This window comes from Microbulbifer okhotskensis (genome assembly GCF_023895975.1).
GTDB classification, from domain to species: domain Bacteria; phylum Pseudomonadota; class Gammaproteobacteria; order Pseudomonadales; family Cellvibrionaceae; genus Microbulbifer; species Microbulbifer okhotskensis.
Map to the genome: position 1 here is coordinate 62,918 of NZ_JALBWM010000008.1, position 22,370 is coordinate 85,287.

Consider the following 22,370-nt stretch of genomic DNA (forward strand, 5'->3'; position numbering starts at 1 on the left):
AACTCAGATTGAAGCGGGATAGGAATTAAATTTTCGCGCACCACCCATGACACAGTAAACCAATGCAATCATAAGCCCTGTAATAAAGCCACCGAGATGAGCCGCATTGGCCACGCGAACACCAGTGAAATAGGTGAGTACCCCAAGGGCACATAATATTAACCACACCAGAGCCACAGTAATGATACCCGAGGGAATATCCCTCCAAGCCGGCTGCCAGCGCTGCACCACCAGTACGAATCCTACCAGGGCATATACAACACCTGACATCCCACCAAATACGGCTCCGGGCTCCCAAGTGTATTGAAACAAATTTGAAGCAATCCCACCAAGCAGAACCAAAACAACAAAAATAATGGGACCACCCCGAGCCTCCAGTGGACGCCCCAGAATCCAGATGCCCAGCGCATTAAACAAGGCGTGCAGAAACGAGAAATGTACTATCGCTGGCGTCCATAAACGCCAGAGTTCACCACTTTGCAAATGCCAGGCCAGTGAAGACTGAGCAGATAGTAGGCTAGTATCTGCATCTGGGTAGATCAAAAGCCCAGAAGAAAGGCTATTCGTCTGTAAAAACCATCCAAAAAAACACAGAGCGATAAGGAGTAAGCTCACCGGCGTTTTATCCAGCGGAAAGGCGGGTAATATTCCGGGCCGCTCCTGCCCCGTTTCCACTTCCCTCTCTCGTTGCCACTCTACCTCGTTGTGGGTTGCGGAAAGGCCTGGGGACTGGGGTGCAGCCGGCTCAGCTTTTTGCAACTGAACACGATCCAAATCAATCTGTCCCGACTCCCAACTGTTTAGTAGAGGTTGCAATACTTCCACTATTTGAGCATCGGACGTTAACAGTAATTGGCGATTTTTTTCCTCAGCAATTCTCAACGGCAATTGATACCGTTGTATAAAGCGGAAAAGTGCACTGAGATCCCTTGAGATAGGAAATGAGTAAACTGTAATCCAATCACTCAATTGACATTAACCTTTTTAGCCAATGGAAAAACTCAAAACCCTCACAGAAAATTGATCGGGGAGAAATAATTGTGGTTGAAAAAGCCCGCTGAATACTGAGACTCCTTTATCCAAACATTTCTCCCGTCAGCTCTTGTGGAGAGGTGAAAATTTCTAAACCGCCATAGCCCGCATAATAATCCGTTTCTTTAACATGGGGCTCGCATCCACCATGCTGAGGCCGGTGTTGCGCAACCAGCGCCAGTGTACATCACCGGCACCGAACAGGGATTTAAACGCGCTCATGGCTTTCAGGGTAGCGGCATTATCGCCGCGCCGGCGACGTTCGTAGCGCGCCAGAACTGAAGCGTGTGAAGGCTCCAGCCCTCTCGACATGGCGCGATCAATTTCATCAGCCAAAACCCGGACATCTTGAAAACCCAGGTTAACGCCCTGGCCCGCCAGGGGATGGATGCTGTGGGCAGCGTCCCCCACCAAAACGGCACCGGGGCCACGATAGCGTTCCGCATGACGTGCGCGCAAAGGAAATGAAAAACGCTCACTGACCGCTTCCACATTGCCCAAGCGGCTCTCAAAAGCCTTTTCCAAGTTCAGAGCAAACGCCTGGTCATCCAGCATTAACAGCTCTCGCGCCAATCCTTCATCGGCAGACCATACCACCGCGCAGTGGTTTTCATCACCGAGCCCGGCCAGCGGCAAAAACGCCAACGGCCCGGTCTGTAAGAAACGCTGCCAAGCCGTGTGTCGGTGGGATTTTTCACTGCGTGCGACACACACCAGTGCGGTCTGGTGGTAATCGGTGTCCTGGGAACGGATACGCAGTAAATCCCGGACTTTTGAGCGAGCGCCATCGGCACCAATCAGCAAGCGGGTGCGCACTATCTCGGGCTGCTGCCGCAGCCCGTCTGCATCACTCAAACGCTCTTCACCGCGCGGCTGGAGGTGCCAGAGCCCGCAGTCGCGCCACCAACTTTCCAGGCGAAAGCCATTGACCACCTCTACATTTGGCAGCGTCTCAAGACGTGCTCTTAGTGCGGCGACAATTACATTGTTTTCGACAATATGACCGAGGTTGGGCAACTGGACATCGCGACTGTTAAAACGCACCGATCCCGTTCCATCGGCATCCCAAACGCGCATTTCCACGTAGGGGCAGGCGCGACGGCCGGTAATGGCATCCCAGGCCCCCACTTCTTCAAGGAGTTCACGGGAGGCTTGAGTCAGGGCAACCACCCTTGGCTCGTACTCTTCCGACAGCGGGGGAACGGCCTCGCTGGAGGCCTCCAACAGGGCTAGGCGCATGTCCGGATGACGGACCGCCAGCAATGCCGCCTGGGCCATGCCCACCATGCCTGCACCCACAATGGCAAAATCCAAACGATGTCTGTTCATAAAAGCCTATTCCGCTGAAGTGCCACCGGACATCGCCGGTTCACGGGCACCGTTAAAGCCCAAATCCTGCCGCCTGGCTGACAAACTCTCTGCGCACCGGCGGCATCATTGTAAGACCGAGCATTCCCAGTTGACGCATTCCCTGTTGCAAATAGCCTGAAGAGGCAAATAGTGTTGGTATGCGATCACTAAACCCGACCGTCAGGCGCTGGTCCCACTGGCGGGCCTCTCCATATTTCTGTAAAAGATCGAGGCGCTCAGGCAATGTCTCTGGCGATGACACCGCTGACAAAACCTGTGCAAGCCCATAGCAATCCCGCAACGTCAGGTTGAAGCCCTGACCCGCCACCGGATGTAAAAAATGCGCACAGTTGCCCATCAACACCACATTGCGGCGCCACTGCTCCTTCGCTAGAGATAAGCTCAACGGGTAGTCCTGCATAGCGCCAGTACGAATAAAGCGCCCCGCGCGCCAGCCAAAAACCTGCTGTAGCTTTTCCATGCGCTCGCTTTCCGATAGCTTTTTCACCCGCTCGGCTTCTTTATCTTCACAAGCCCATACCAGTGCTGCGCGGTGCTGGCCCTGCCGTTCGGGTAGCGGCAGCAATGCCATGGGCCCCAGGCGGGTAAATCGCTCGAAGGCCACTCCATCGGGGGAGTGTTGAAGACCAACAGTAGTGACCAGAGCCCGCTGTTGGTATTTTACTGCGCTGATTTCGATCCCCAGCTGACGACACAGAGGGGAATTTACCCCGTCTGCGACCACCAGCAAACCGCAGATCAAGCTCCGCTCGGGAGCGCTCTCTGCGGTCCTCCAGCACAGGTTTGCTCCCGCAGGAGTCATAGTAATGTCAGTTACCTGAGCTGGGGCCAGTATTTGAGTAGCAGTGTTGGCCAGGGCGTTGTGAAGAATAGGACCGAGGGCAGCGTTCTCGATAACCGCGCCCAAGATGCCCTCAAAACTGCTTTCCTCTCGCTCTCTTGTTGATAGGGAGGCCCCGATTGCATGTCCACGGTCACTCACATGAATACGTTGTATGGGCGCACTGTAATCCCGCAGGACTGGCCACAAACCGAGTTCCTTAAATAACTGCAAACTACCCGCTGCAATCGCTGTCGCCCGGGTATCAAAACTCGGTAACCGTATACTCGCAGCCGCATCCGGCAGCGCTCTCTGCTCCAATAGTGCCACACTGAGCTGTGGGCAAAAATGCGCCAGCATCAACGCCAGGCTAGCGCCGGCCATGCCTCCACCGACAATCGCCACATCCACTTTATGTATCGGTTCGCCCATCCCATATCCCCCAAAGGTTATCCGGCAAGCTATCATTGGCTACCAAATAATCCAGCAATAATCTCTAACGGGTCAGCAAGTCCCGCCCATGCAACATTGTGTACTCAATATCTTCAATCGTTTTCGGGGCTGCAGCAGATAGAATCTGTGCCCCTCTGTTGGTCAGAGCAATATCGTCTTCAATGCGAATACCGATCCCGCGAAACTCAGCGGGAATATTTTCATCGTTTATTGGCACATAGATACCGGGTTCAATAGTCATCACCATACCCGCTTCCAATTGACGCCAGGCGCCGTGGACACGGTAATCACCTACATCGTGGACATCCATACCCAACCAGTGACCAACGCGGTGCATATAAAAACGCTGATAGGCACCGGACTCTATCAGCCCCTGTATCTCTCCCCGCAGCAGACCTAAATCGACTAAGCCCCGAGTGATTTCCTCCACACTGGCAGCGTGAGGTTGATCCCAATGATTGCCCTCCACAACTTGATCAATCGCCGCTTGCTGCGCAGCCAGTACGATTTCGTAAAGTGCACGCTGGGCTCCATTAAAGCGCCCATTCACCGGGTAGCTGCGGGTAATATCAGCCACGTAGCCGCGGTACTCGCAACCCGCGTCCACCAGCACCATATCCCCGTCGGCCAGCGCGGCATTGTTGCTGCAGTAGTGCATAATCAGCGCATTGCTCCCGCCACCGACAATTGTCGGATAAGCGGTTTCTCGGGCTCCAGAATTCACAAACGTATGCAGGAGAGCGGCCTCCAATTGAAATTCGCAGAGGCCCGGCTGACAGCGGGTCATTGCCCGGAGGTGCGCCTCGGCACTAATTTCTGCGGCCTTTCCCATCAGGCGTATCTCTTGAGAGGACTTGATCAGGCGCAACTCTCGCAGTTGATAATCCAGGTCGACCATCTCCGGTGCGCCTTTGCCATCGGGCGCCGCTGCGATCCGTTGCTGGTAGCTGCGGATGCGTCGATCTAAGTGGGGGTAGCGCCCCATGGGAAAATAAACTCGATCGCGCCCCTCCATCAACCCCGGCAAAATGTCATCTAGGTCGCCGATGGGAAAGCCATCGCTCAAACTGCATTGTCGCGCGGCTCGCTCAGGTCCCAGTCGCGGGCCATCCCACCTTTCTTTCTCCGCATCGCACTCACGACAGAACAATAAGGTTTCCCCCTGCGCGCGACCGGGAACCAACACCAACAGTGATTCAGGCTCTTGGAACCCAGTGAGGTAAAGAAAATCACTATCCTGACGAAACGGGAAAAAAGTGTCGCGGGAACGCAACTGCTCACTTGAAGACGATACAATTACCAAACTACCTTCTGGCAATTCTGCCATCAGGCGGCTGCGTCGGCTCGCGTATTCAGCTCGGCTGATACCTGTTACTTTTTTTGAAGTCTCAGACATCAGTGAATAGTGGGGCTGTTATCGGACTCACTGCCCTTTACTTCAGTAAATATATTAAGTACGGCGACACGCACATATTCCTGCAATTCCAGCAATTGTTGCTCAGTTTCTTCGCCCTCTTCCACTTGGTCAGAATCCAACTGGGAGATTGCACTAATATCCTTCAAGGCTTCATCACTGGTAGGCATCAGTTTGTCGCGAGCGCCACCGATACCGAAGCCATGTAAAAAACCTTCACACCAATGCCCCAGTGCTAAAGCGCGTGAGGTCACATCCTCGTCATCACACAACAACAACTGAAAGGCAAAGTCAGTGCCGCCAAGTTGCTTCTCACTTTCTTCCGCAAGCTGAAGAAAATCGCGATTCAAGTCTGCAGGCATCGCTTCCAAGTCGAGTAATTTCCCCAACTCACTCTGCCAGCGGTTTTTGTCCGGCCGGACGCCTGCCACTAAAATGCCACAGATAAATCCATGCAGCTCACTGGGGTCAGCTTGCCCTCCGGCAGAGAGAATGGCATTGGCGAGAAGTTCAAATCGGCTAGCTTCAGAAGTCATGATTACTGTACAGCTTTTCCTGGATGTGGCTTTTCTATCCGGCTGGCGCATTGCAGTTAAACCGGAAAATCGGGGTTTTAAAGACAATTTTGTGATTGTCCGCGCAGGCGGAGCGATTGACCCACCAATACGCCGGCAATATAGTAGCGGAATCCTTCGCAGTCTGTCGTGTTGCGAACCCAGACGTCGACCTCAAATGCAGGAAATATGGATAAGCTGCAAGCGCTAGAAAGCACCGTGGATTCACTGATCGCTCACTGTCAGCAACTGGCGGAGGACAACCGTGAACTGCGCCGGCAGGAAGCCGACTGGCTGCGTGAACGCCAGCGCCTGATAAAAAATAACGAGGCCGCCCGTTCGCGGGTCGAAGCTATGATCAACCGTCTTAAGGGGCTAACGCAAAATTCCTGATGTCTGAAACCGCATCACCTCCCGAAACTGTAACCGTTTCCATTCTCGATAAAGAGTACCGTGTCGCCTGCGCGGAGAGCGAATCTGCCGGGCTACAGGCATCGGCACGTCTTCTGCATGAACGCATGTCCCGCATCCGCGCCTCGGGAACTGTTATCGGATTGGAACGTATCGCCGTAATGGCAGCACTGAATATCGCCCACGAGCTTATTCAGGCAAAAGCCGAGCTCAGCTCCATCCCTCTACAACAGGAAATGCTAGAGCGCCTTACCGACAAGGTCCAGGATGCCTTGGGCGAAATGGACAGTGAAGAAAAGTCACCGGAATGAGGTGACAAAAAGCGGCTTTGTGCTACTGGTCAGATCTTTTCAATTTCCAGTTAACAGGCCGCCTCACTACAAGTTATAATTAGGGCATACCCTGGGGTGTTGGCCAGCAGACTATGTCCTTGAGCCGATAATCTTACCCCGGTGGTGTCCAGCGGGTGCTGGTGTGCAAGTCCGCCTTGAAGCGGAAAGCCTTATGTACTCCGGATACTGCCACCTTGAACCTTACGGTTCGAGGCGCCGTCTACAGCCGCACACTCGGGGTACCCTATTTTTCCCACTCGCCCCCCAGAATGATTGAAAATAAATCGCAACTACGTCGCCGTATCCGCGCGGAGCGACGGGAACTTGGCGCCTATCAACAGCGTCTGCATGGCCGCGCAGCTACCACTCTCTTGAGCCGCACCCCACAAATGAATCGCGCTATGCACATCGGCATCTACTGGCCTATGGATGGCGAACTCGATATTCGCTGCCTCCTGCAACGATTCCCTAAAAAACAGTTCTACCTCCCGGTACTCCCGGCTGAGCCACACCCCCACCTCAGATTCAGCCGCTGGCACGGTGGCCCGTTAACATTTCGCAATCGCTACCGCATTCCAGAACCCGTCGCCGGACCCTACCGCGCTCCCAATTTACTGGATCTGGTATTGGTGCCACTGGTGGCTTTTGACCCCAGTGGCTCGCGCCTGGGTATGGGTGCGGGTTTTTACGATCAGACTTTTGAGCACAAACAATTACTGCCGGGAATTGGTCCACAGCTGATTGGTGCAGCCCACCAGCTGCAGTGCCTGGATCATTTACCGACGGATAATTGGGATATTCCACTAGACATGGTGGTCACTGAGAAACGGATTTATCGGTGCCGTTAGCGGCAGTACAAGAAACAAAAAAGCCGAACACTTAAGTGTTCGGCTTTTTTGTTTCTTGCTCGTGGGCAGAGCGCCCCCCGGCATTAGCCTAACGGGTAACCACTCCCTGTTGCAGAGCAGCCGGCGGTTCGGATTCAGAGGTAAAAACCTCAGATAAACCACTGGTACTCAACAGAACGCCCGCGACAAAGACAACCACGGCGATTGTCAGCGCATCGGCTTTCATTGGGACCATCCTGTACGATCAACTTTGTTTTTATATGCATTTCGCCCCGCATATGACCTATGCCACTGCAAAAGTTCCACGCCAATAGAAGATACTGAAGAATCGGTGCAATAGTAACCGGTTATTGGATATTTTATGAGTTTTCTGTCGCATTATTAGACAAGTAAGTTCGACAAAACAGGATTTTCAGTCTATACCCGTCAAGTTAGTTGAGACGCTTTTCTTAGCTAAACCCGAGACTGGGCTCAGCTACCCAAAAACAAGCGATAGGCCGGGTTTTGCGTTTCATCCCAAAAACGGAATTGAAGCTGTTGTAAAAGTGCCAATAATTCGCTCCGAGCATGCGGCTCTACCTGCAGACCTACCAGCACGCGCCCGTAGGCAGCACCGTGGTTACGGTAATGGAACAGAGTAATATTCCAGCGTTCGGCTAGATGCTCTAAAAACTTCCGCAGCGCTCCTGGCCGCTCGGGAAATTCAAAACGATAAATCACTTCATTGCACAAACCCGATACCCTGCCTCCAACCAAATGGCGAATATGCAATTTTGCCATCTCGTTGTCGGTCAGATCGGTTACCTGATAGCCTTTTGCTTCGAGGCGACTTAACAGCTGGCGTCGGTCTTCCTCAGACACCACCTGCAGCCCCACAAAGATATGCGCCTCTTCCTCACTCGCAAAACGGTAGTTGAACTCAGTAATTGACCGGTCCCCCAGGTCACGGCAAAACTGCAGGTAACTGCCGGGGCTTTCCGCTATGCGTACGGCGATTACTGCTTCACGCTTCTCCCCAATTTCCGTTCGCTCGCTGATATAGCGCAAACGGTCAAAATTGATATTGGCACCACTGCATACTGTGGCAAAAGCACCGTTGCGGGTCTCGCTCTGCTCCAGGTACTTCTTCAGGCCCGCGAGGCCAAGCGCTCCAGCGGGTTCGGCAATTGAACGAGTATCCTCGAATATATCCTTAATCGCTGCGCAGATTTCGTCGGTACTGACGGTGATAACCCCATCCACGCTTTCACGTAATACCCGAAAGGTCTCCTCACCGACCTGCGCAACCGCCACACCATCGGCAAATAACCCCACTTCTGGCAGCCGTTTGCGTTCACCAGCTTCCAGCGCGGCTTTCAAGCAGGCAGCATCCTCCGGCTCGACACCGTACACCTTGGTTTCTGGGCGAACATACCTGATGTACGCGGCCATGCCCGCAGCCAGCCCTCCACCACCAACCGGTATAAACACTGCATCCAGATTTCCCGAGTGTTGGCGTAGCAGCTCCATTGCAACCGTGCCCTGCCCCGCGATTACATCCGGGTCATCGTAGGGGTGCACAAATACCAGACCGCGCTCTTCTACCAATTCTCGAGCCCGTGCAGCGGCTTCTTCAAAAGTATCTCCGTGCAACACCACTTCAGCACCGCGCATACGCACCGCACTTACCTTAATTTGTGGCGTTGTCTTTGGCATCACGATAGTCGCCCGCACACCCAGTCGGGCGGCCCCAAGGGCGAGGCCTTGGGCGTGGTTACCAGCAGACGCAGCAATCACCCCACGTGCGCGGTCTTCGGCAGGTAACTGCAAGAGCTTGTTGTAAGCCCCGCGAATCTTGAATGAAAACACCGGTTGCAGGTCTTCGCGCTTCAGCAAAATGCGGTTATTAAACCGGTGGGAAAGTTGGCGCATTTGCTCCAATGGTGTCTCGGTAGCGACATCGTAAATACGTGCGTCTAAAATGCGCTTGATGTAGGACTTGGGCATGGCGTGTTTTCAGGCTGTAGCGGTTAATTTCTGTGCGCGACTCAGCGTGGAACAGGAGCAACTGAGGCCCTGTGTGGGGGCGCAACACCAGCATGACAGTCTAAGCCCTGAGAAGCATATTTGCCACAAAAAACAACATATTGCGCTTTTTTCTATCGCTTGACACAAATTAAAGCGAAATAATTGCAAAGGGAACGATCCAGAGTATGACCCAGGATGAACTGAAACAGGCGACAGCTCGCGCCGCTATCAACTATATTGCCCCGCGTCTGGAGGACGACTCCATTGTCGGCGTAGGTACCGGTTCCACTGCTAACTTCTTTATTGATTATCTGGCAGAGATCAAAGGTACCTTCGATGGCACTGTTGCCAGCTCCGAAGCCTCCGCAGAAAGACTCAAGTCCCACGGTATCCCAGTCTATGAACTTAATGCCGTCGACAGCATCCAGTTTTATGTGGATGGTGCAGATGAAGCAAATCCCGCCCTGGAATTGATCAAGGGTGGCGGCGCCGCACTGACTCGGGAGAAAATTGTTGCAGCCTGCGCTGAAGAATTTATCTGTATTGCCGATGAGAGCAAATGGGTAAAAGTGTTGGGTGAATTTCCATTGCCGGTTGAAGTCATTCCCATGGCCCGCTCCCTGGTCGCTCGCGAGCTGGTTAAGTTGGGAGGTGACCCGGTTTATCGTCAAGGTGTGATCACCGATAACGGTAACGCCATCCTAGACGTATACAATTTGAGTATCGAAAACCCAACTTCATTTGAAGAAACTATCAACAATATTACCGGGGTGGTCACCAACGGCATTTTTGCCAAGCGTTCTGCCAATATTTTGCTGCTTGGCACCAGCACCGGGGTGAAAACCATCACTGTATAAATATGCGTAAATAATTATGCACAAAAAAAATAAAAAATGTGGGCTGGCCCTTTTGCTTAGTGTTGTGGCACTGAGCAGCGGCTGCGCCACCAGCCCACCGAATAATCTCGACAATATCTGCGCTATTTTTCAGGAGAAAAAGAAGTGGTACGGCGAGGCAAAAGATGCAGAGGACAAGTGGGGCGCACCGATTGCCGTGATGATGGCAATCATGCATCAGGAGTCCCGCTTTGTGCACGATGCCAAGCCTCCACGTACAAAAATCCTCGGTTTTATCCCCGGACCACGCCCGTCCGACGCCTACGGCTACCCACAGGCGTTAGGAAGTACCTGGCGCTCATATCAACGTTCTGCATTTAACTATGGCGCTGATCGAGATGATTTTCGTGACGCTATCGATTTTATTGGCTGGTACAACAACACCAGCGCTCGCCAGTGTCAAATACGCTCTAATGACGCCTATAACCTTTATCTAGCCTATCATGAGGGCCACGGTGGGTTTAACAGACGTACTTTTAAAAGCAAGGCTTGGCTTAAAAAGGTGTCCCATAAGGTTTCGGCAAGAGCACAAAAGTACCAGCAACAACTCAATAGCTGCGAAAAATCACTGAAAAGACGTAAGAAATTTCTCGGTATTTTCTAATTGCCAAATGGTAATACGCCTGCCACCGTCATCCATCCGCCCAACCACGTGAGCACTGATTGCACTAGGGATGGTGCTTTTGAGCCGTTCATTTTATGACCGCTGATTCGCAGCGAGAAAAATTCTCCGAGCTGGCGGAAAATGGCGCTACAAGGCACCAAAAACTGACTACCCTGAAAACTAATAGCCATACGCTTAAGACTTGGAACTGTTAACGGTACAGGCCCCGCAAGAAGCATAACGTTTGCAGCCCTAACGTGACGCTGGGTGCTCCCTCAGAGAAGCAAAAGCGTCCTTACACTTTTTGGAGCGCCCGATGAATCTCTTTTCGAAATACTTGGCTGTATTTACATTACTCCTCAGCGTACCGCTGGTCTGGGCACAACCTGCATCTCCCCAGGCAAGTGCCCCCAAAGCTGCTTTTAGTGAACCGCAACTCAAACAATTTGCCGACGCCTACCGCTCTATTGTGATGTTGAGCCGCGAATATGCGCCCAAATTAAAAGCTGCCGCAGACATCAAAGAGGCGGAAATAATCAACAAAGAGGCTCAGGGCAAAATGATCGCTGCTATCCAGAAGGCCGGCCTGTCAAAAAGTAAATACCAGGAAATTGCCAATAGTATTAAATCAAACCCAGCGTTACTGGAGAAGGTCAATAAAATTTTACAACAGACCCACACCCCGCAATAGCCGATTCTATTTTCCTCGCGGCGCTCTGATCAACTCACTGCGCCGCTTAAATCCAACTTTACTGCCAACACCTGGCAGATAATAGTTAAATGGGTCTTTACCCAATTACGATCGAATGAACCCCAATCCCGCAACAAATAATAGCCATCGTTATGCCGTACCCCCTCCTGCATAAACTCAACGAAAGTACCGTGACCAGGCAACCCCTTCGCAATAATGTCCTGAATAGTACGCCGTGGCCAACCGGTCGCCTGCTCGAGAGCTGGATTGTTTGCGCGGGGAATAGACTCAATCAGGTAAGCGATCAACATTCTCCGACAAATTGTCGGGTTTAACTGACTTTCAACGAGCGCAGTGGGCATTTGACCGATCCTTCTCGAAAGTAATTTTTCTATTGTTGACGAATATGACTTGCAGGTCGAGCCAGTGTTACCCGCTAGCAGTTTAGATTTAGCGGGCATTCAGTATTTTACCTCCTGATTAGATGGCCCAAACCCTATGGAAAAACCAGTAATCAACGGTTTTAAGCGTAAAAAAATATACAAAACGGGTATCCTAACAACTTTGATTCTCTAATCGTGTTTTCCTGAATTTCCCACCTACTATCATCAAAAATTAGAACTGACTTGCACATAAAACACACAGACGCCTGACTTTCCCGCTTTCTTTGCGCATAATCCCTACCGCATATTAAAAACAAAAGCAGCAGACAGAAAATAATGGTGAGGCTGAGAGAGTGGATATTGAAAACCCCAAATTCCGTGAAGCGGGGCTAGGCATCCTCGCAGCAGCGGTGCGCGCCCAACTAATCGGTGCGCAAGCTGCGGGACTGGACTGCCAACAACTACTACACGACAGTGGAATCACCCACGCTCAGCTGGACGATCCCGACAGCCGCATTGGCCGGGAGCAAGTGGCAAGCCTGCTACGCTTGGAGTGGGATTTGTTGAATGATGAGTCTGGAGGCTTTCTTGCCCGCCCTTGGCTCCCTGGGACTTTTGCCATGATGGGCCATGCATGCATTAGCTGCCCTAACCTCCGCCGTGCCCTGCTTCGCTCAGGCCGCTTTATCAGCATGGTGAGTGACGATCTGCATATCAAGTTAGTCGAGGATGGCGAAGAAGCCCGACTGATCATCCACCATAGCAATGATAAAAACCTGCCCAATCAAATCTTTGTCGAATCCATCGCGGTAATCTGGCTGCGCTTTTTCAGCTGGCTGATCGACCGTACTATTTTACTGGAGCGAGTTCTTCTGGCTTTCTCCCCCCCCGACTATAACGAAGACTACAGCGATATGTTCCCCTGTAGACACTATTTCAACCAGGCAGAGACTTGCCTGGTGTTCAGTACCCGCTACCTGCAGATGCCGCTGGTTCGCGATGAACAGCAGCTAGCGGACTTTCTTTCTCGTGCGCCGGAGTGCTTGCTGACCCAATACAAATCTGACCACAGCTTTACCGGTCGTATACGCCGTATGCTGCAACAACAAAACAGCATAGAGAACCTATCATTGGATGATGTCGCCGCGCGGCTTTATACATCACCACAGACGCTCCGCCGCCGCCTCAAAGAAGAGGGCAATAGCTGGCAAGATATTAAAGACTCTGTCAGGCGGGATATGGCGGTGTATCAATTGAAACAGCAGGAAACCGCAGTAGCGGAAATCGCCGAGCGTCTCGGCTTTTCAGAGCCCAGTGCCTTTAATCGCGCCTTCAAAAAGTGGACAGGACTGGCGCCGGGTGCCTACAGGGAGAAGTTTCGCAGCTAGAAATTCAGCTGAATAACAAAAGTGCCCGGCGGTAACAACGGGCACTTTCATTTCGTCTATTAATTTTTTACACTCACCAATTTATCCATAACTGTGATTTATTTTCGAGTGACTAGGGTTCATAATTAACCACACGCACACTGATTCTTTCAGCATTTAAACCCCTTTGTTCTTTTTTCTCTACCTCGCCTTCTGGAAAAGGCTTGGCCGATCCCATACCGGTCGCAGTGATACGGTTTGCCGCTATGCCTTTTTGCAACAGAATTTCCCGCACCACATCTGCCCGTTCCTGAGAGATTTCTTGCTCGGCAATTTCATTGCCTTCACCCTTTACATGCCCTTCAATAGCGACAGATAAGTTGGGTTTTTTTTGCATGATTTCTGCTAACGCTTCAATATCCGCAGCCGATGGATTAGTAATCTTCGCAGTTCTCTTTTCGAAGCTAACACGTATTGGAAACTCTCGATTAGGCTCGCGGGAAAAACTGCTGAGGTAGTCACGCAAATTATCGGAAAATTTGTCAGGCCCCAGATTCTCCGCCATTTTTTTCTGTTCAAGTTGAGAGTCACCTACTGGCTCCGAAGCCGACTCCATAAAACTCGCCTCCTCGGAGGTCATGGACGGATCACGTTCAGCTTTCTCATCCTTCCCCTTCAACATACACATATTTAGTGCGTACAGGGCAACCAATACCAGCAGTAAAGGAAAAAACCAACTGCTGAAACTGACATTTTTTTTCGTCTCTTCGGGTCCTTGTATTGCCGAAGCCCGAGGCTCCTGGGGCTTGGCATGACCATATGTCACCAGCGCATCACCCAACTTATCGAAATTGGGAACATCAATGGCTTTTAGCAAGTCATCAGGTATATACCCCTGTAAATATTCTCTCTGGCCAATCAGAAATGACGCTAGGTCAGAGATATCCATATTTTTGGACTTTGCCTGGCTTTGCATAAGTGCAGTCACTATCGGTGCAGATACACTTAGTAAATCTTCACCCTCTTTACCATTTTCTTTTCCGGCAACTTCCAAAACTTCTTTTTTTCTGCTGCTAAAAATTGTTTCCAGCATTTTAAAGCCGGTATTTTTTAGAAACTGTAATTTTTTTGGATCGGAAACAGCGCTACTGAGAGAGGATAAATCCAGCGCCTCACTCTCTGAAATCATATTGAATAGATAGCCCATCCCGGTCTTACTGCTGGCTCGGTTCAACATACCGGCAAGAATATAGGAGAAGCTTGAACGCAGCGCTGACTCACCCTGCCCGGAGGGTAAATTCAAAGCTTTTGCCAGAGCATCAATGCCTCCAGAACCCAGCTGGCCAATTGCCCTATCCAACAAATTATCCGCCATAGCTGAACCTCATTCTCTACCTCAAGGCCTGGAAAATTATGTTCACTGACCCAGACCCAGCCCACGTATCACCGCTCAGGTGTTTTTAACCACTCTAATCCAAAATCCAAATTGGACAGAATTAGTTGGGCGCCGATACCTAAGGGATATTTAAATGCCAACCGCTATTCCCAAAGCGTCAATAGATTTAGGCGCCTTACTTGAGTGTACGGCAGTACCTTCACTGGATTAGGTTAATTTGGAATAAGTGCAAAGATCTTCGAGTAAGAATTTTAAACCGGCTGTTGCAGCCACGTCACCTCCGCTGGCGTCTTTTATCATTGAACCCGGACACCACCGCACTATGGTTATAGTTACAACCATAAAATAAAAAGAGGCCTAAACCGTGCCTACAGAAGCCTATATCTACGATGCTATCCGAACGCCGCGAGGCAAAGGTAAATCCAGCGGCGCCCTTCACGAAGTCAAACCCATAACCCTGCTCTCTGATCTCCTCAAAGAGCTACAAACCCGCAACGCAATTGATACCGCCCAAGTTGACGATATTGTGATGGGTTGCGTCACTCCCGTCGGAGAGCAAGGGGCAGATATCGCAAAAATTGCAGCACTGGCTGCCGGTTGGGATTGGGATATAGGAGGGGTGACACTCAATCGATTCTGCGCCTCCGGCGCTGAGGCCGTTAACCTGGCCGCAACCAAGGTCCGCTCTGGGTGGGAGCACCTGATAGTCGCCGGGGGTGTGGAGTCCATGTCCCGTGTACCTATGGGCAGCGATGGTGGCGCCTGGGCAACTGATCCGCGTACGGCAATAGACACCGCTTTCTCCCCACAGGGCATCGGAGCTGATCTGATCGCCACACTCGGCGGCTTTTCCCGCGAGGATGTGGATAACTTCGCCCTCAACTCTCAAACTAAAGCAGCTGCAGCTTGGAAACGGGGGGCATTCACGAACTCCGTTGTCCCTGTACGCGACCAAAATGGTCTGCTCATTCTCGACCATGACCAGCTGGTGCGCCCCGATACCTCGCTGGACGGGCTAGCGCAGCTGAAGTCCTCCTTTGCAGGCATGGGGGACTTGTGTTTCGACAGTATTGCCATTTCCCGCTACCCGCAAGTCGAATCTATCAACCATGTTCATACCGCCGGAAACTCCTCCGGTATCGTCGATGGTGCCGCGGCCCTGCTAATTGGCAGTGAGCAAGCCGGACGTGACCTCGGCATGCGCCCGCGAGCACGTATCGTCTCTGCCGCAGTCGTGGGTACAGAGCCCACCATCATGCTAACCGGTCCCGCACCGGCAACCCGTAAAGCCCTCAAAACGGCGGGGCTAAACGCGCATGACATCGACTTGTACGAAGTGAATGAGGCCTTCGCGGCCGTCGTTTTACGCTTTCAGCATGAACTGGATATAGAGCCACAAAAAATCAACGTCAATGGCGGTTCCATTGCAATGGGACACCCTCTGGGAGCGACCGGTGCAATGCTGATTGGGACCCTATTGGACGAGCTGGAACAGCGACAATTGCGCTATGGCTTGGTGACGTTATGTGTAGGCGGCGGTATGGGCGTAGCAACTATTATCGAAAGAATTTAGGGGGCAGATGATGAAATCCATTCGACTGGAAAAAGACAATCACAAAATTGTTCACTTAATCATGGACAACCCCAATGCCTCGGCCAATGTTATGGACCGGGACTTCACTGACTCACTAAGCGAAGCAGTTGAGCAACTCAAACAGCAAGATTTTACCGGCATTATTATTCGCTCAACAAAAAACACTTTCTTTGCCGGCGGCGACCTGAAATCCCTGTACTCCGCACAGATTGAAGAAGCAGGGCCCTTTTTTGACTCCTGTGAATTGTTAAAGGCGAACCTGCGCTGGCTTGAGACTCAGGGCAAACCTGTCGTGGCCGCCATTAATGGCGCAGCTCTGGGGGGTGGCTGGGAAATCGCCCTAAGTTGCCACCATCGAATTGTCATCGACAGCCAAGCGGTGAAGCTGGGACTACCTGAAGTCACTTTGGGGCTTCTCCCTGGCGGTGGCGGCTGTGTGCGTATGCCTCGGCTACTGGGTATTCAGGAATCTCTACCTTATTTACTGGAAGGTAAACAAATAAGACCGCAACAAGCACTCAAGGCCGGCCTTGTTCATCAGGTCGTTGTCGATGGGGATGAACTGCTCAACCAGGCAGTCATTTTTATCCAGAAAAATAGCCAACAAGCGACTCTACAACCCTGGGATAAACCCGGTTATCGAATGCCTGGGGGAGATGCGAGAAACCCCAAAAATGCCCAACTCCTAATGATTGCTCCAGCAATGCTGGAAAAGAAGACCAAGGGTTGCCTACCCGCACCAGAAGTCATTATGGCCACGGTTGTCGAAGGAGCCCAAGTCGACTTCGAGACCGCAACACGCATTGAGTCTCGTCACTTTGTCACTCTGGCTTGCGGTCAGGTTGCCAAAAATATGATCGGGACCTTTTGGTTTGCGCTGAATGAAGTTAAGGCAGGCGCGTCCCTACCGCCAGCGGCACAAAATCAGCAAACCTCTCCAATACAAAAGGTTGGCATACTTGGGGCCGGTATGATGGGGGCTGCTATCGCCTATGCCTGTGCCGATAAGGGTGTCGATGTAGTGTTAAAGGATGTCACTCTGGAAGCCGCCATAAAGGGCAAGCAGTATGCAGAAACAGCTCTGCAAAAACGGCAACAAAAAGGCCGTATTAATGAAGCTAAAGCACTTCAAATCCTGTCTCGTATTCTTCCTACAGAGAGCAATACTGACTTATCAGACTGCGAATTAATCATTGAAGCCGTTTTCGAAGACCGTGAGCTAAAAGGAGCAGTCACCCGGGAAGCAGAATCGCAGCTGCCACAAGATGCAATTTTCGCTTCCAATACCTCAACATTACCCATCACTGGATTAGCCCAAGCCTCTCAACGTCCACAGCAATTTATTGGCCTGCACTTCTTTTCACCCGCAGACAAAATGCCACTGGTAGAAATTATTTGCGGGGAGCAGACTAGCGATAAAACACTAGCGCAAGCTTTTGCTTTCGTATTACAGATTGGGAAAACTCCCATTGTTGTCAACGATAGCCGCGGATTTTTTACCTCTCGGGTATTTGGCTGCTTTACCAATGAGGGTATTGGTATGCTGAACGAAGGTATCAGTCCGGCCACCCTCGAAAATGCCGCAGCGTTGGCTGGATTTCCGGTTGGTCCACTTGCGGTCAGCGATGAAGTTTCCCTCACTCTCATGAGCCGTATCCGCCAGCAAACGATCAATGATCTGCAAAGGGAAGGGAAGCCTGCGCCCACACACTCCGCCGATGCCGTAATCGATCGAATGCTCGAATTGGGCCGGGCAGGTAAAGCTATAGGGGGCGGCTTCTATACTTACCCTGAGGGCGGGAAAAAACACCTGTGGACAGGCCTTCAAGGTGAATTTTCCGCCAAAAATTCTGTTCCGGTACTCGACATCAAAGAACGGCTGTTATTTATCATGGCACTGGAGACACTTCGCTGTTACCAAGAGGAAGTACTCCGAAGCGTACGCGATGCCAACATTGGCTCCATCTTTGGTATCGGTTTTCCACCGTGGACTGGTGGTGCCCTGCAATATATCAACCAGTTTGGCCTGGAGAAGTTTGTGCGACGAGCCCAGCAACTAGCAGAGAGCTACGGTGACCGATTTACACCACCAGATATCTTGCTGAATTTGGCAGAAACCAGGCAGATTCTGTCAGACAACTCCTAACCCAGAACTAACACTGGTGTAAATAGTTTTCAGGCCGTTGGCATTTACACCAGTTATCCAAAACTCTGGATTAATATCAAACACTATGCGGTGGTGAAAGAATGGTACCAAGAACAGTCTATAACGAAGATCACGAGCAATTTCGCGAAACCCTGCGTAAGTTTCTAAAAAATGAAGCAATCCCCTACCATCGCCAATGGGAAAAAGATGGTCACGTAGATCGGAAATTATGGAATAAAGCTGGGGAGATGGGGTTTCTCTGCCCACAGATTGATGAAGCTTATGGCGGTCTGGGTCTGGATTATGGCTACAATTCGATCATTGATGAAGAAGTAGCAAGAGCGGGCCTGTCCGGTATTGGTTGGGGACTACATTCAAATATAGCCGTACCTTATATCATTAACTACGGCACCGAAGAGCAAAAAAAGAAGTATTTACCCAAGTGTATCAGTGGTGAAATGATCACTGCTATCGCCATGTCAGAACCTGGTGCCGGTTCGGATCTCCAAGGGGTGAGAACCACCGCTATTCGCAAAGGTGATCACTACTTACTAAACGGCTCGAAAACTTTTATTACCAATGGGCAGCAGGCCGACCTGATTATTGTGGTTGCCAAAACAGATCCCCATGAGGGTGCCTCCGGGGTCAGTCTATTACTGGTAGAAGCTGATAGTCCAGGATTCAAGAGAGGCTCTAACCTGGAAAAAATTGGTATGAAAGCCCAGGATACCTCAGAGCTGTTTTTTGATGATGTCCGAATTCCGGCTGAAAACCTACTGGGTGCTGAAGGGCAAGGTTTTATTTACCTAATGCAGGAACTGCCACAGGAAAGATTGAGTGTTGCCATTTATTCCATTTCAAATGCAGAGGCAGCGCTGCAATGGACCCTAGACTATGTTCGCGAACGCAAAGCATTCGGTAAACCCATTTCCGCTTTTCAGAATACTCAATTCAAGTTAGCCGAACTGGATAGCGAACTAACGGCACTGCGTGTTTTTGTCGACCGCTGTCTGGAACTGCACTATGACAAGCAGCTCGATGTAGCAACCGCAGCCAAAGCAAAATTACTGAGCACTGAATTTCAATGCAAACTCTTGGATGAATGTGTTCAGCTTCACGGCGGTTACGGGTATATGTGGGAGTATCCCATCGCTCGCTCCTGGGCGGATGCGCGGGTAGCTCGAATCTACGCCGGCACCAATGAGATCATGAAGTTGATTATTGCCAGAGAACTTCTCAGAGACACCTGAAATTAACCGTTATTCCCAAGACCCGACTCTCTCCCAGATAACCATAAATACAGGGGAAAATAACGCAATGATGAATAGTCCTCCACTGCAGGGTCTAAAGGTGCTCGATTTCTCCACGCTCCTACCCGGCCCCTATGCCACGATGTTGTTGGCCGATCTGGGGGCTGAAGTACTACGTATCGAATCTCCTACACGCCCTGATTTATTGCGAGGATTTCCCCCCATGGTGGGGGGGGACACCTCCGTATCCGCAGCTCATGCCACGATTAATCGCAATAAACGTTCTCTGGCTCTCAACCTGAAATCCCCCCAGGCAAAAAACGTCATTCAACGGTTATTACAACAATACGATATTGTTGTTGAACAATTCCGCCCAGGCGTTATGGATAAACTCGGCTTTGGCTACAGTGTCCTGCGTGAACATTGCCCCAATATTATCTACTGTTCAATCACCGGCTATGGTCAAACCGGACCATTGAAACAGCGTGCGGGGCACGACATAAATTACCTAGCACTGTCTGGTCTCGCCAGTTATTCTGGGAATCGCAATGGTGGCCCAAGCCTAAGCGGTACCCAGATAGCCGATATTGCAGGCGGTTCCCACCATGCAGTGATGTCTGTACTGGCAGCAGTATACCAGCGGCAAAGAACAGGTAAAGGAAGCCATATTGATATCAGTATGACGGATTGCAGTTTTGCCTTAAATGCAATTAGTGGGGCCAATGCCCTGGCTTTAAATTCTTCGCCAGAACTTGAATCTGAACTGTTAAATGGCGGAAGTTACTATGATTATTATTGCACGTCCGATAACCGCTATCTCGCGGTTGGCAGCCTCGAACCTCAATTTGCCGAACAGTTCTTTGGTAAAATAGGGCACTTGGAGTGGCTGGGGCGTATTGTGCAACAAGACCAACAAGACGCACTTAAACAGGACATTGCCGACATTATTGCAACTAAAACACAGAAAGAATGGATAACTGCATTCCAAGACATCGATGCCTGTGTTGAACCCGTACTCAATTTTATCGAAGCTGCTAACAGTGAGCTTCTGCAATCTAGAGAAATGATCTGCGAAGTCAATGGACACCTCAAGCAGATCAATACACCCTTCAGGTTTAATGGAAGTAAGCCCCAGCCAAACAATCCTGGAGCAACGTTGGGGGAACACAATCAAGCCATACTTAAAGAGTTAGGCTATAGCGCCGAGGAAATTCAAGGAATCTGTGGGCTACAAACTACTCCCAACTAACCAAAACTGAATTCAGCGATCATTAGCTACGTCAATAGGACCGACATCGGCAACTAAACGCCGTTCAAATTTATTTGAATAGTGAATAGACATTTATTTTTCGCATTATTCCGGCGGATTAAAAGTAGTCAGATACTGCTTTTAATCCGCCCCGCCACCACACCCGCCGCCACAACTGCTACCCGAGACAACAGATGAGTCGCCACCCGAAGAACTATCAGAAGAACTGCCAGAGGCACTATTTGTAGAGATACTTCCAGCACAACCAGAAGCACAACCAATATGGCTGGCACAGTAAGGATCTACATTAACACCACCATTATTGCCAGAGGCAAACTGATTTCCTCTGCAATTCAGCTTGTAAAAAAAACCATCTCTAATTTTCAATTTCTTATCAATAGAAAAAAGTAAGGGTAGTTTTTAGGCTTAACCGGGTCAACACCACTATTTATACAGGCAATTCTCCAAGCTCTTTTTATGCTATCATCAACCGCCCCCCCCTTTGGTATAACTTCGTTTGGCGTATGATGAAGAAAACGACCAAATGATTTACGACAAAAATTTTTATATGAACGTGTACTTAATATAAACTCATGCCACGCCACATCAACCACTTGCGATGGCATCGCCACCATTTTTTACCCGCTGTTTGATTGATAATAAAATACGCTCTCAAACCATTGATCACTATATCCAACTGCTTTTTATTGAGGTGTGGATATTTATCTTTTACTCGACACTTAATCGATGGATGAAATTCATAGGCTTCGACAAACTTCAATCTGACCTTCTTTTGATAAAAATAAAAAGTTACATAACCCACTAAAAAAAGACTGAATACGATTAATCCTTCAAACACCATACCTATTCTCTTCACACAATTACAGCGACACAAAGGATATCATAGCCAGTACAATATCGAACATTTACATTTGTCAATGCCCTTATTGGTACAATCGTGCTGAGCACAGCTCCCCAACCCACACTTAAAATTCTTTCCCAGTTTAACTAAGTTATGGCAACTCAATTATTCTTACTATTTCCTATCAGAACTCTGTCACACCTAAAAATTAAATATTGCTCAACGCTGGATCTCAGCTGGCTTCCCAGGAAACCACAAATTTCTATTCGGATGGTCATATACAGGTGGCGCAATCTGTCTTTCATAGACTCCCCTAAAATCAGAGGCTCCCAACATATGGAAAGCACCATGAAAAATATTTTCTCTATTGAGCATTTCGACCTTAGCTTTTCCAAAAAACCATTCTTTGCGGAGATCAATACCGAAATACCAAAGAAATATCGGCCCAGCGGGTAACAATAGTATCGGCAAATGCTCTTTTTTTAATGTTCCCTTTGATCCAGTCAGGTCGAGAGGCAATAAACTGGCAGATTTGTGGTGCAAAGGTACTGGGAAATCAAATTTTAAAAAGCAGTGGCCGCTCAATTGCGGACCTGCCGGCGGTCTTTGTCAATGTTTTGATCGCCTTTTATATTTCAACACTTCGGACAGTTTCATACAGCTATAGCCCCATAGTCACTGTACTGCTCG

General features: G+C 50.3%; 21 protein-coding genes, 1 other RNA gene and 1 pseudogene. 12 read left to right on the plus strand and 11 right to left on the minus strand.

All coding sequences use genetic code 11. The features are described from left to right. Positions 1-3: 3 nt before the first annotated feature. The 5 genes from MO867_RS03500 to MO867_RS03520 form a co-directional block, all read right to left on the minus strand. Complete coding sequence (locus tag MO867_RS03500; protein ID WP_252464653.1) at positions 4-969, minus strand: rhomboid family intramembrane serine protease; 966 nt, start codon at positions 967-969, stop codon at positions 4-6. 153 nt (positions 970-1,122) lie between these two features. After that, entirely contained in the window at positions 1,123-2,361 is a 1,239-nt protein-coding gene (locus MO867_RS03505; protein ID WP_252464654.1) for a UbiH/UbiF/VisC/COQ6 family ubiquinone biosynthesis hydroxylase, read from the minus strand. A 52-nt stretch (positions 2,362-2,413) separates the two neighbouring features. Beyond that, a complete protein-coding gene (locus MO867_RS03510; protein WP_252464656.1) occupies positions 2,414-3,655 on the minus strand; it encodes an FAD-dependent monooxygenase in 1,242 nt (413 codons plus the stop codon). 64 nt (positions 3,656-3,719) lie between these two features. After that, positions 3,720-5,072 (minus strand): aminopeptidase P N-terminal domain-containing protein, encoded by a 1,353-nt coding sequence (locus MO867_RS03515; protein ID WP_252464659.1) that lies wholly within the window; start codon positions 5,070-5,072, stop codon positions 3,720-3,722. Beyond that, on the minus strand, positions 5,072-5,626 hold the full coding sequence (locus MO867_RS03520) for a UPF0149 family protein (RefSeq protein WP_252464661.1): 555 nt from the start codon (positions 5,624-5,626) through the stop codon (positions 5,072-5,074). The genes MO867_RS03515 and MO867_RS03520 overlap by 1 nt, the downstream gene beginning before the upstream one ends. Before the next feature lie 207 nt (positions 5,627-5,833). On the opposite strand from MO867_RS03520, the gene MO867_RS03525 reads away from it, so the two are divergent. From MO867_RS03525 to MO867_RS03540, 4 genes are all read left to right on the plus strand, one after another. Next, positions 5,834-6,037, plus strand: coding sequence for a TIGR02449 family protein (locus MO867_RS03525; RefSeq protein ID WP_252464662.1), 204 nt, complete (start codon positions 5,834-5,836; stop codon positions 6,035-6,037). Further along, a complete protein-coding gene (locus tag MO867_RS03530; RefSeq protein WP_252464664.1) occupies positions 6,037-6,366 on the plus strand; it encodes a cell division protein ZapA in 330 nt (109 codons plus the stop codon). The genes MO867_RS03525 and MO867_RS03530 overlap by 1 nt, the downstream gene beginning before the upstream one ends. Positions 6,367-6,451: 85 nt before the next feature. Continuing rightward, a non-coding RNA gene (gene ssrS / locus MO867_RS03535) (6S RNA) lies at positions 6,452-6,632 on the plus strand. A 24-nt stretch (positions 6,633-6,656) separates the two neighbouring features. Beyond that, on the plus strand, positions 6,657-7,235 hold the full coding sequence (locus MO867_RS03540) for a 5-formyltetrahydrofolate cyclo-ligase (protein WP_252464666.1): 579 nt from the start codon (positions 6,657-6,659) through the stop codon (positions 7,233-7,235). A gap of 88 nt (positions 7,236-7,323) precedes the next feature. On the opposite strand, the gene MO867_RS03545 is transcribed toward MO867_RS03540, so the two are convergent. Further along, positions 7,324-7,461 carry a hypothetical protein gene (locus MO867_RS03545; RefSeq protein WP_252464668.1) on the minus strand — a complete coding sequence of 46 codons (138 nt, stop codon included), beginning with the start codon at positions 7,459-7,461 and terminating at the stop codon, positions 7,324-7,326. A gap of 245 nt (positions 7,462-7,706) precedes the next feature. Continuing rightward, complete coding sequence (gene ilvA, locus MO867_RS03550; protein ID WP_252464669.1) at positions 7,707-9,221, minus strand: threonine ammonia-lyase, biosynthetic; 1,515 nt, start codon at positions 9,219-9,221, stop codon at positions 7,707-7,709. A 206-nt stretch (positions 9,222-9,427) separates the two neighbouring features. Here ilvA and rpiA point away from each other — a divergent pair, with 206 nt between their 5' ends. The 3 genes from rpiA (at position 9,428) to MO867_RS03565 (ending at position 11,433) form a co-directional block, all read left to right on the plus strand. Continuing rightward, entirely contained in the window at positions 9,428-10,099 is a 672-nt protein-coding gene (gene rpiA / locus MO867_RS03555) for a ribose-5-phosphate isomerase RpiA (protein WP_252464671.1), read from the plus strand. 16 nt (positions 10,100-10,115) lie between these two features. Then, on the plus strand, positions 10,116-10,742 hold the full coding sequence (locus MO867_RS03560) for a transglycosylase SLT domain-containing protein (protein ID WP_252464673.1): 627 nt from the start codon (positions 10,116-10,118) through the stop codon (positions 10,740-10,742). Positions 10,743-11,058: 316 nt separating this feature from the next. Next, positions 11,059-11,433 (plus strand): DUF4168 domain-containing protein, encoded by a 375-nt coding sequence (locus MO867_RS03565; protein ID WP_252464674.1) that lies wholly within the window; start codon positions 11,059-11,061, stop codon positions 11,431-11,433. A 29-nt stretch (positions 11,434-11,462) separates the two neighbouring features. Here the strand turns inward: MO867_RS03565 and MO867_RS03570 are convergent, their stop codons facing one another. Next, positions 11,463-11,795, minus strand: a complete 333-nt coding sequence (locus MO867_RS03570) for a helix-turn-helix domain-containing protein (protein ID WP_252464676.1) — start codon at positions 11,793-11,795, stop codon at positions 11,463-11,465. Positions 11,796-12,169: 374 nt separating this feature from the next. Between MO867_RS03570 and MO867_RS03575 the strand changes: the two genes are divergently transcribed. Beyond that, positions 12,170-13,204 carry an AraC family transcriptional regulator gene (locus MO867_RS03575; protein WP_252464677.1) on the plus strand — a complete coding sequence of 345 codons (1,035 nt, stop codon included), beginning with the start codon at positions 12,170-12,172 and terminating at the stop codon, positions 13,202-13,204. A gap of 112 nt (positions 13,205-13,316) precedes the next feature. Here the strand turns inward: MO867_RS03575 and MO867_RS03580 are convergent, their stop codons facing one another. Continuing rightward, on the minus strand, positions 13,317-14,558 hold the full coding sequence (locus tag MO867_RS03580) for an OmpA family protein (protein ID WP_252464679.1): 1,242 nt from the start codon (positions 14,556-14,558) through the stop codon (positions 13,317-13,319). 385 nt (positions 14,559-14,943) lie between these two features. On the opposite strand from MO867_RS03580, the gene MO867_RS03585 reads away from it, so the two are divergent. The 4 genes from MO867_RS03585 (at position 14,944) to MO867_RS03600 (ending at position 20,818) form a co-directional block, all read left to right on the plus strand. Beyond that, positions 14,944-16,152: an acetyl-CoA C-acetyltransferase gene (locus tag MO867_RS03585; protein ID WP_252464681.1), complete on the plus strand. Its 1,209-nt coding sequence runs from the start codon at positions 14,944-14,946 to the stop codon at positions 16,150-16,152. Between the two features lie 10 nt (positions 16,153-16,162). Continuing rightward, on the plus strand, positions 16,163-18,319 hold the full coding sequence (locus MO867_RS03590; RefSeq protein ID WP_252464683.1) for a 3-hydroxyacyl-CoA dehydrogenase NAD-binding domain-containing protein: 2,157 nt from the start codon (positions 16,163-16,165) through the stop codon (positions 18,317-18,319). A 101-nt stretch (positions 18,320-18,420) separates the two neighbouring features. After that, positions 18,421-19,569 carry an acyl-CoA dehydrogenase family protein gene (locus MO867_RS03595; RefSeq protein WP_252464685.1) on the plus strand — a complete coding sequence of 383 codons (1,149 nt, stop codon included), beginning with the start codon at positions 18,421-18,423 and terminating at the stop codon, positions 19,567-19,569. 67 nt (positions 19,570-19,636) lie between these two features. Then, positions 19,637-20,818 carry a CaiB/BaiF CoA transferase family protein gene (locus MO867_RS03600; protein WP_252464687.1) on the plus strand — a complete coding sequence of 394 codons (1,182 nt, stop codon included), beginning with the start codon at positions 19,637-19,639 and terminating at the stop codon, positions 20,816-20,818. A gap of 141 nt (positions 20,819-20,959) precedes the next feature. On the opposite strand, the pseudogene MO867_RS24425 reads toward MO867_RS03600, so the two are convergent. After that, positions 20,960-21,680 (minus strand): annotated as a pseudogene (locus tag MO867_RS24425) (glycine-rich domain-containing protein). Positions 21,681-21,899: 219 nt separating this feature from the next. After that, on the minus strand, positions 21,900-22,265 hold the full coding sequence (locus MO867_RS03610; RefSeq protein WP_252464690.1) for a hypothetical protein: 366 nt from the start codon (positions 22,263-22,265) through the stop codon (positions 21,900-21,902). Positions 22,266-22,370: the final 105 nt, after the last annotated feature.

Bases quoted from the DNA above. Each gene is read 5' to 3' on its own strand.
- ilvA (WP_252464669.1), bottom strand. From the start codon at position 9,221: ATGCCCAAGTCCTACATCAAGCGCATTTTAGACGCACGTATTTACGAT.
- MO867_RS03515 (WP_252464659.1), bottom strand. From the start codon at position 5,072: ATGTCTGAGACTTCAAAAAAAGTAACAGGTATCAGCCGAGCTGAATAC.
- MO867_RS03510 (WP_252464656.1), bottom strand. From the start codon at position 3,655: ATGGGCGAACCGATACATAAAGTGGATGTGGCGATTGTCGGTGGAGGC.
- MO867_RS03600 (WP_252464687.1), top strand. From the start codon at position 19,637: ATGATGAATAGTCCTCCACTGCAGGGTCTAAAGGTGCTCGATTTCTCC.
- MO867_RS03565 (WP_252464674.1), top strand. From the start codon at position 11,059: ATGAATCTCTTTTCGAAATACTTGGCTGTATTTACATTACTCCTCAGC.
- MO867_RS03525 (WP_252464662.1), top strand. From the start codon at position 5,834: ATGGATAAGCTGCAAGCGCTAGAAAGCACCGTGGATTCACTGATCGCT.
- MO867_RS03595 (WP_252464685.1), top strand. From the start codon at position 18,421: ATGGTACCAAGAACAGTCTATAACGAAGATCACGAGCAATTTCGCGAA.
- MO867_RS03560 (WP_252464673.1), top strand. From the start codon at position 10,116: ATGCACAAAAAAAATAAAAAATGTGGGCTGGCCCTTTTGCTTAGTGTT.
- rpiA (WP_252464671.1), top strand. From the start codon at position 9,428: ATGACCCAGGATGAACTGAAACAGGCGACAGCTCGCGCCGCTATCAAC.
- MO867_RS03530 (WP_252464664.1), top strand. From the start codon at position 6,037: ATGTCTGAAACCGCATCACCTCCCGAAACTGTAACCGTTTCCATTCTC.
- MO867_RS03520 (WP_252464661.1), bottom strand. From the start codon at position 5,626: ATGACTTCTGAAGCTAGCCGATTTGAACTTCTCGCCAATGCCATTCTC.
- MO867_RS03580 (WP_252464679.1), bottom strand. From the start codon at position 14,558: ATGGCGGATAATTTGTTGGATAGGGCAATTGGCCAGCTGGGTTCTGGA.
- MO867_RS03540 (WP_252464666.1), top strand. From the start codon at position 6,657: ATGATTGAAAATAAATCGCAACTACGTCGCCGTATCCGCGCGGAGCGA.
- MO867_RS03590 (WP_252464683.1), top strand. From the start codon at position 16,163: ATGAAATCCATTCGACTGGAAAAAGACAATCACAAAATTGTTCACTTA.
- MO867_RS03545 (WP_252464668.1), bottom strand. From the start codon at position 7,461: ATGAAAGCCGATGCGCTGACAATCGCCGTGGTTGTCTTTGTCGCGGGC.
- MO867_RS03570 (WP_252464676.1), bottom strand. From the start codon at position 11,795: ATGCCCACTGCGCTCGTTGAAAGTCAGTTAAACCCGACAATTTGTCGG.
- MO867_RS03505 (WP_252464654.1), bottom strand. From the start codon at position 2,361: ATGAACAGACATCGTTTGGATTTTGCCATTGTGGGTGCAGGCATGGTG.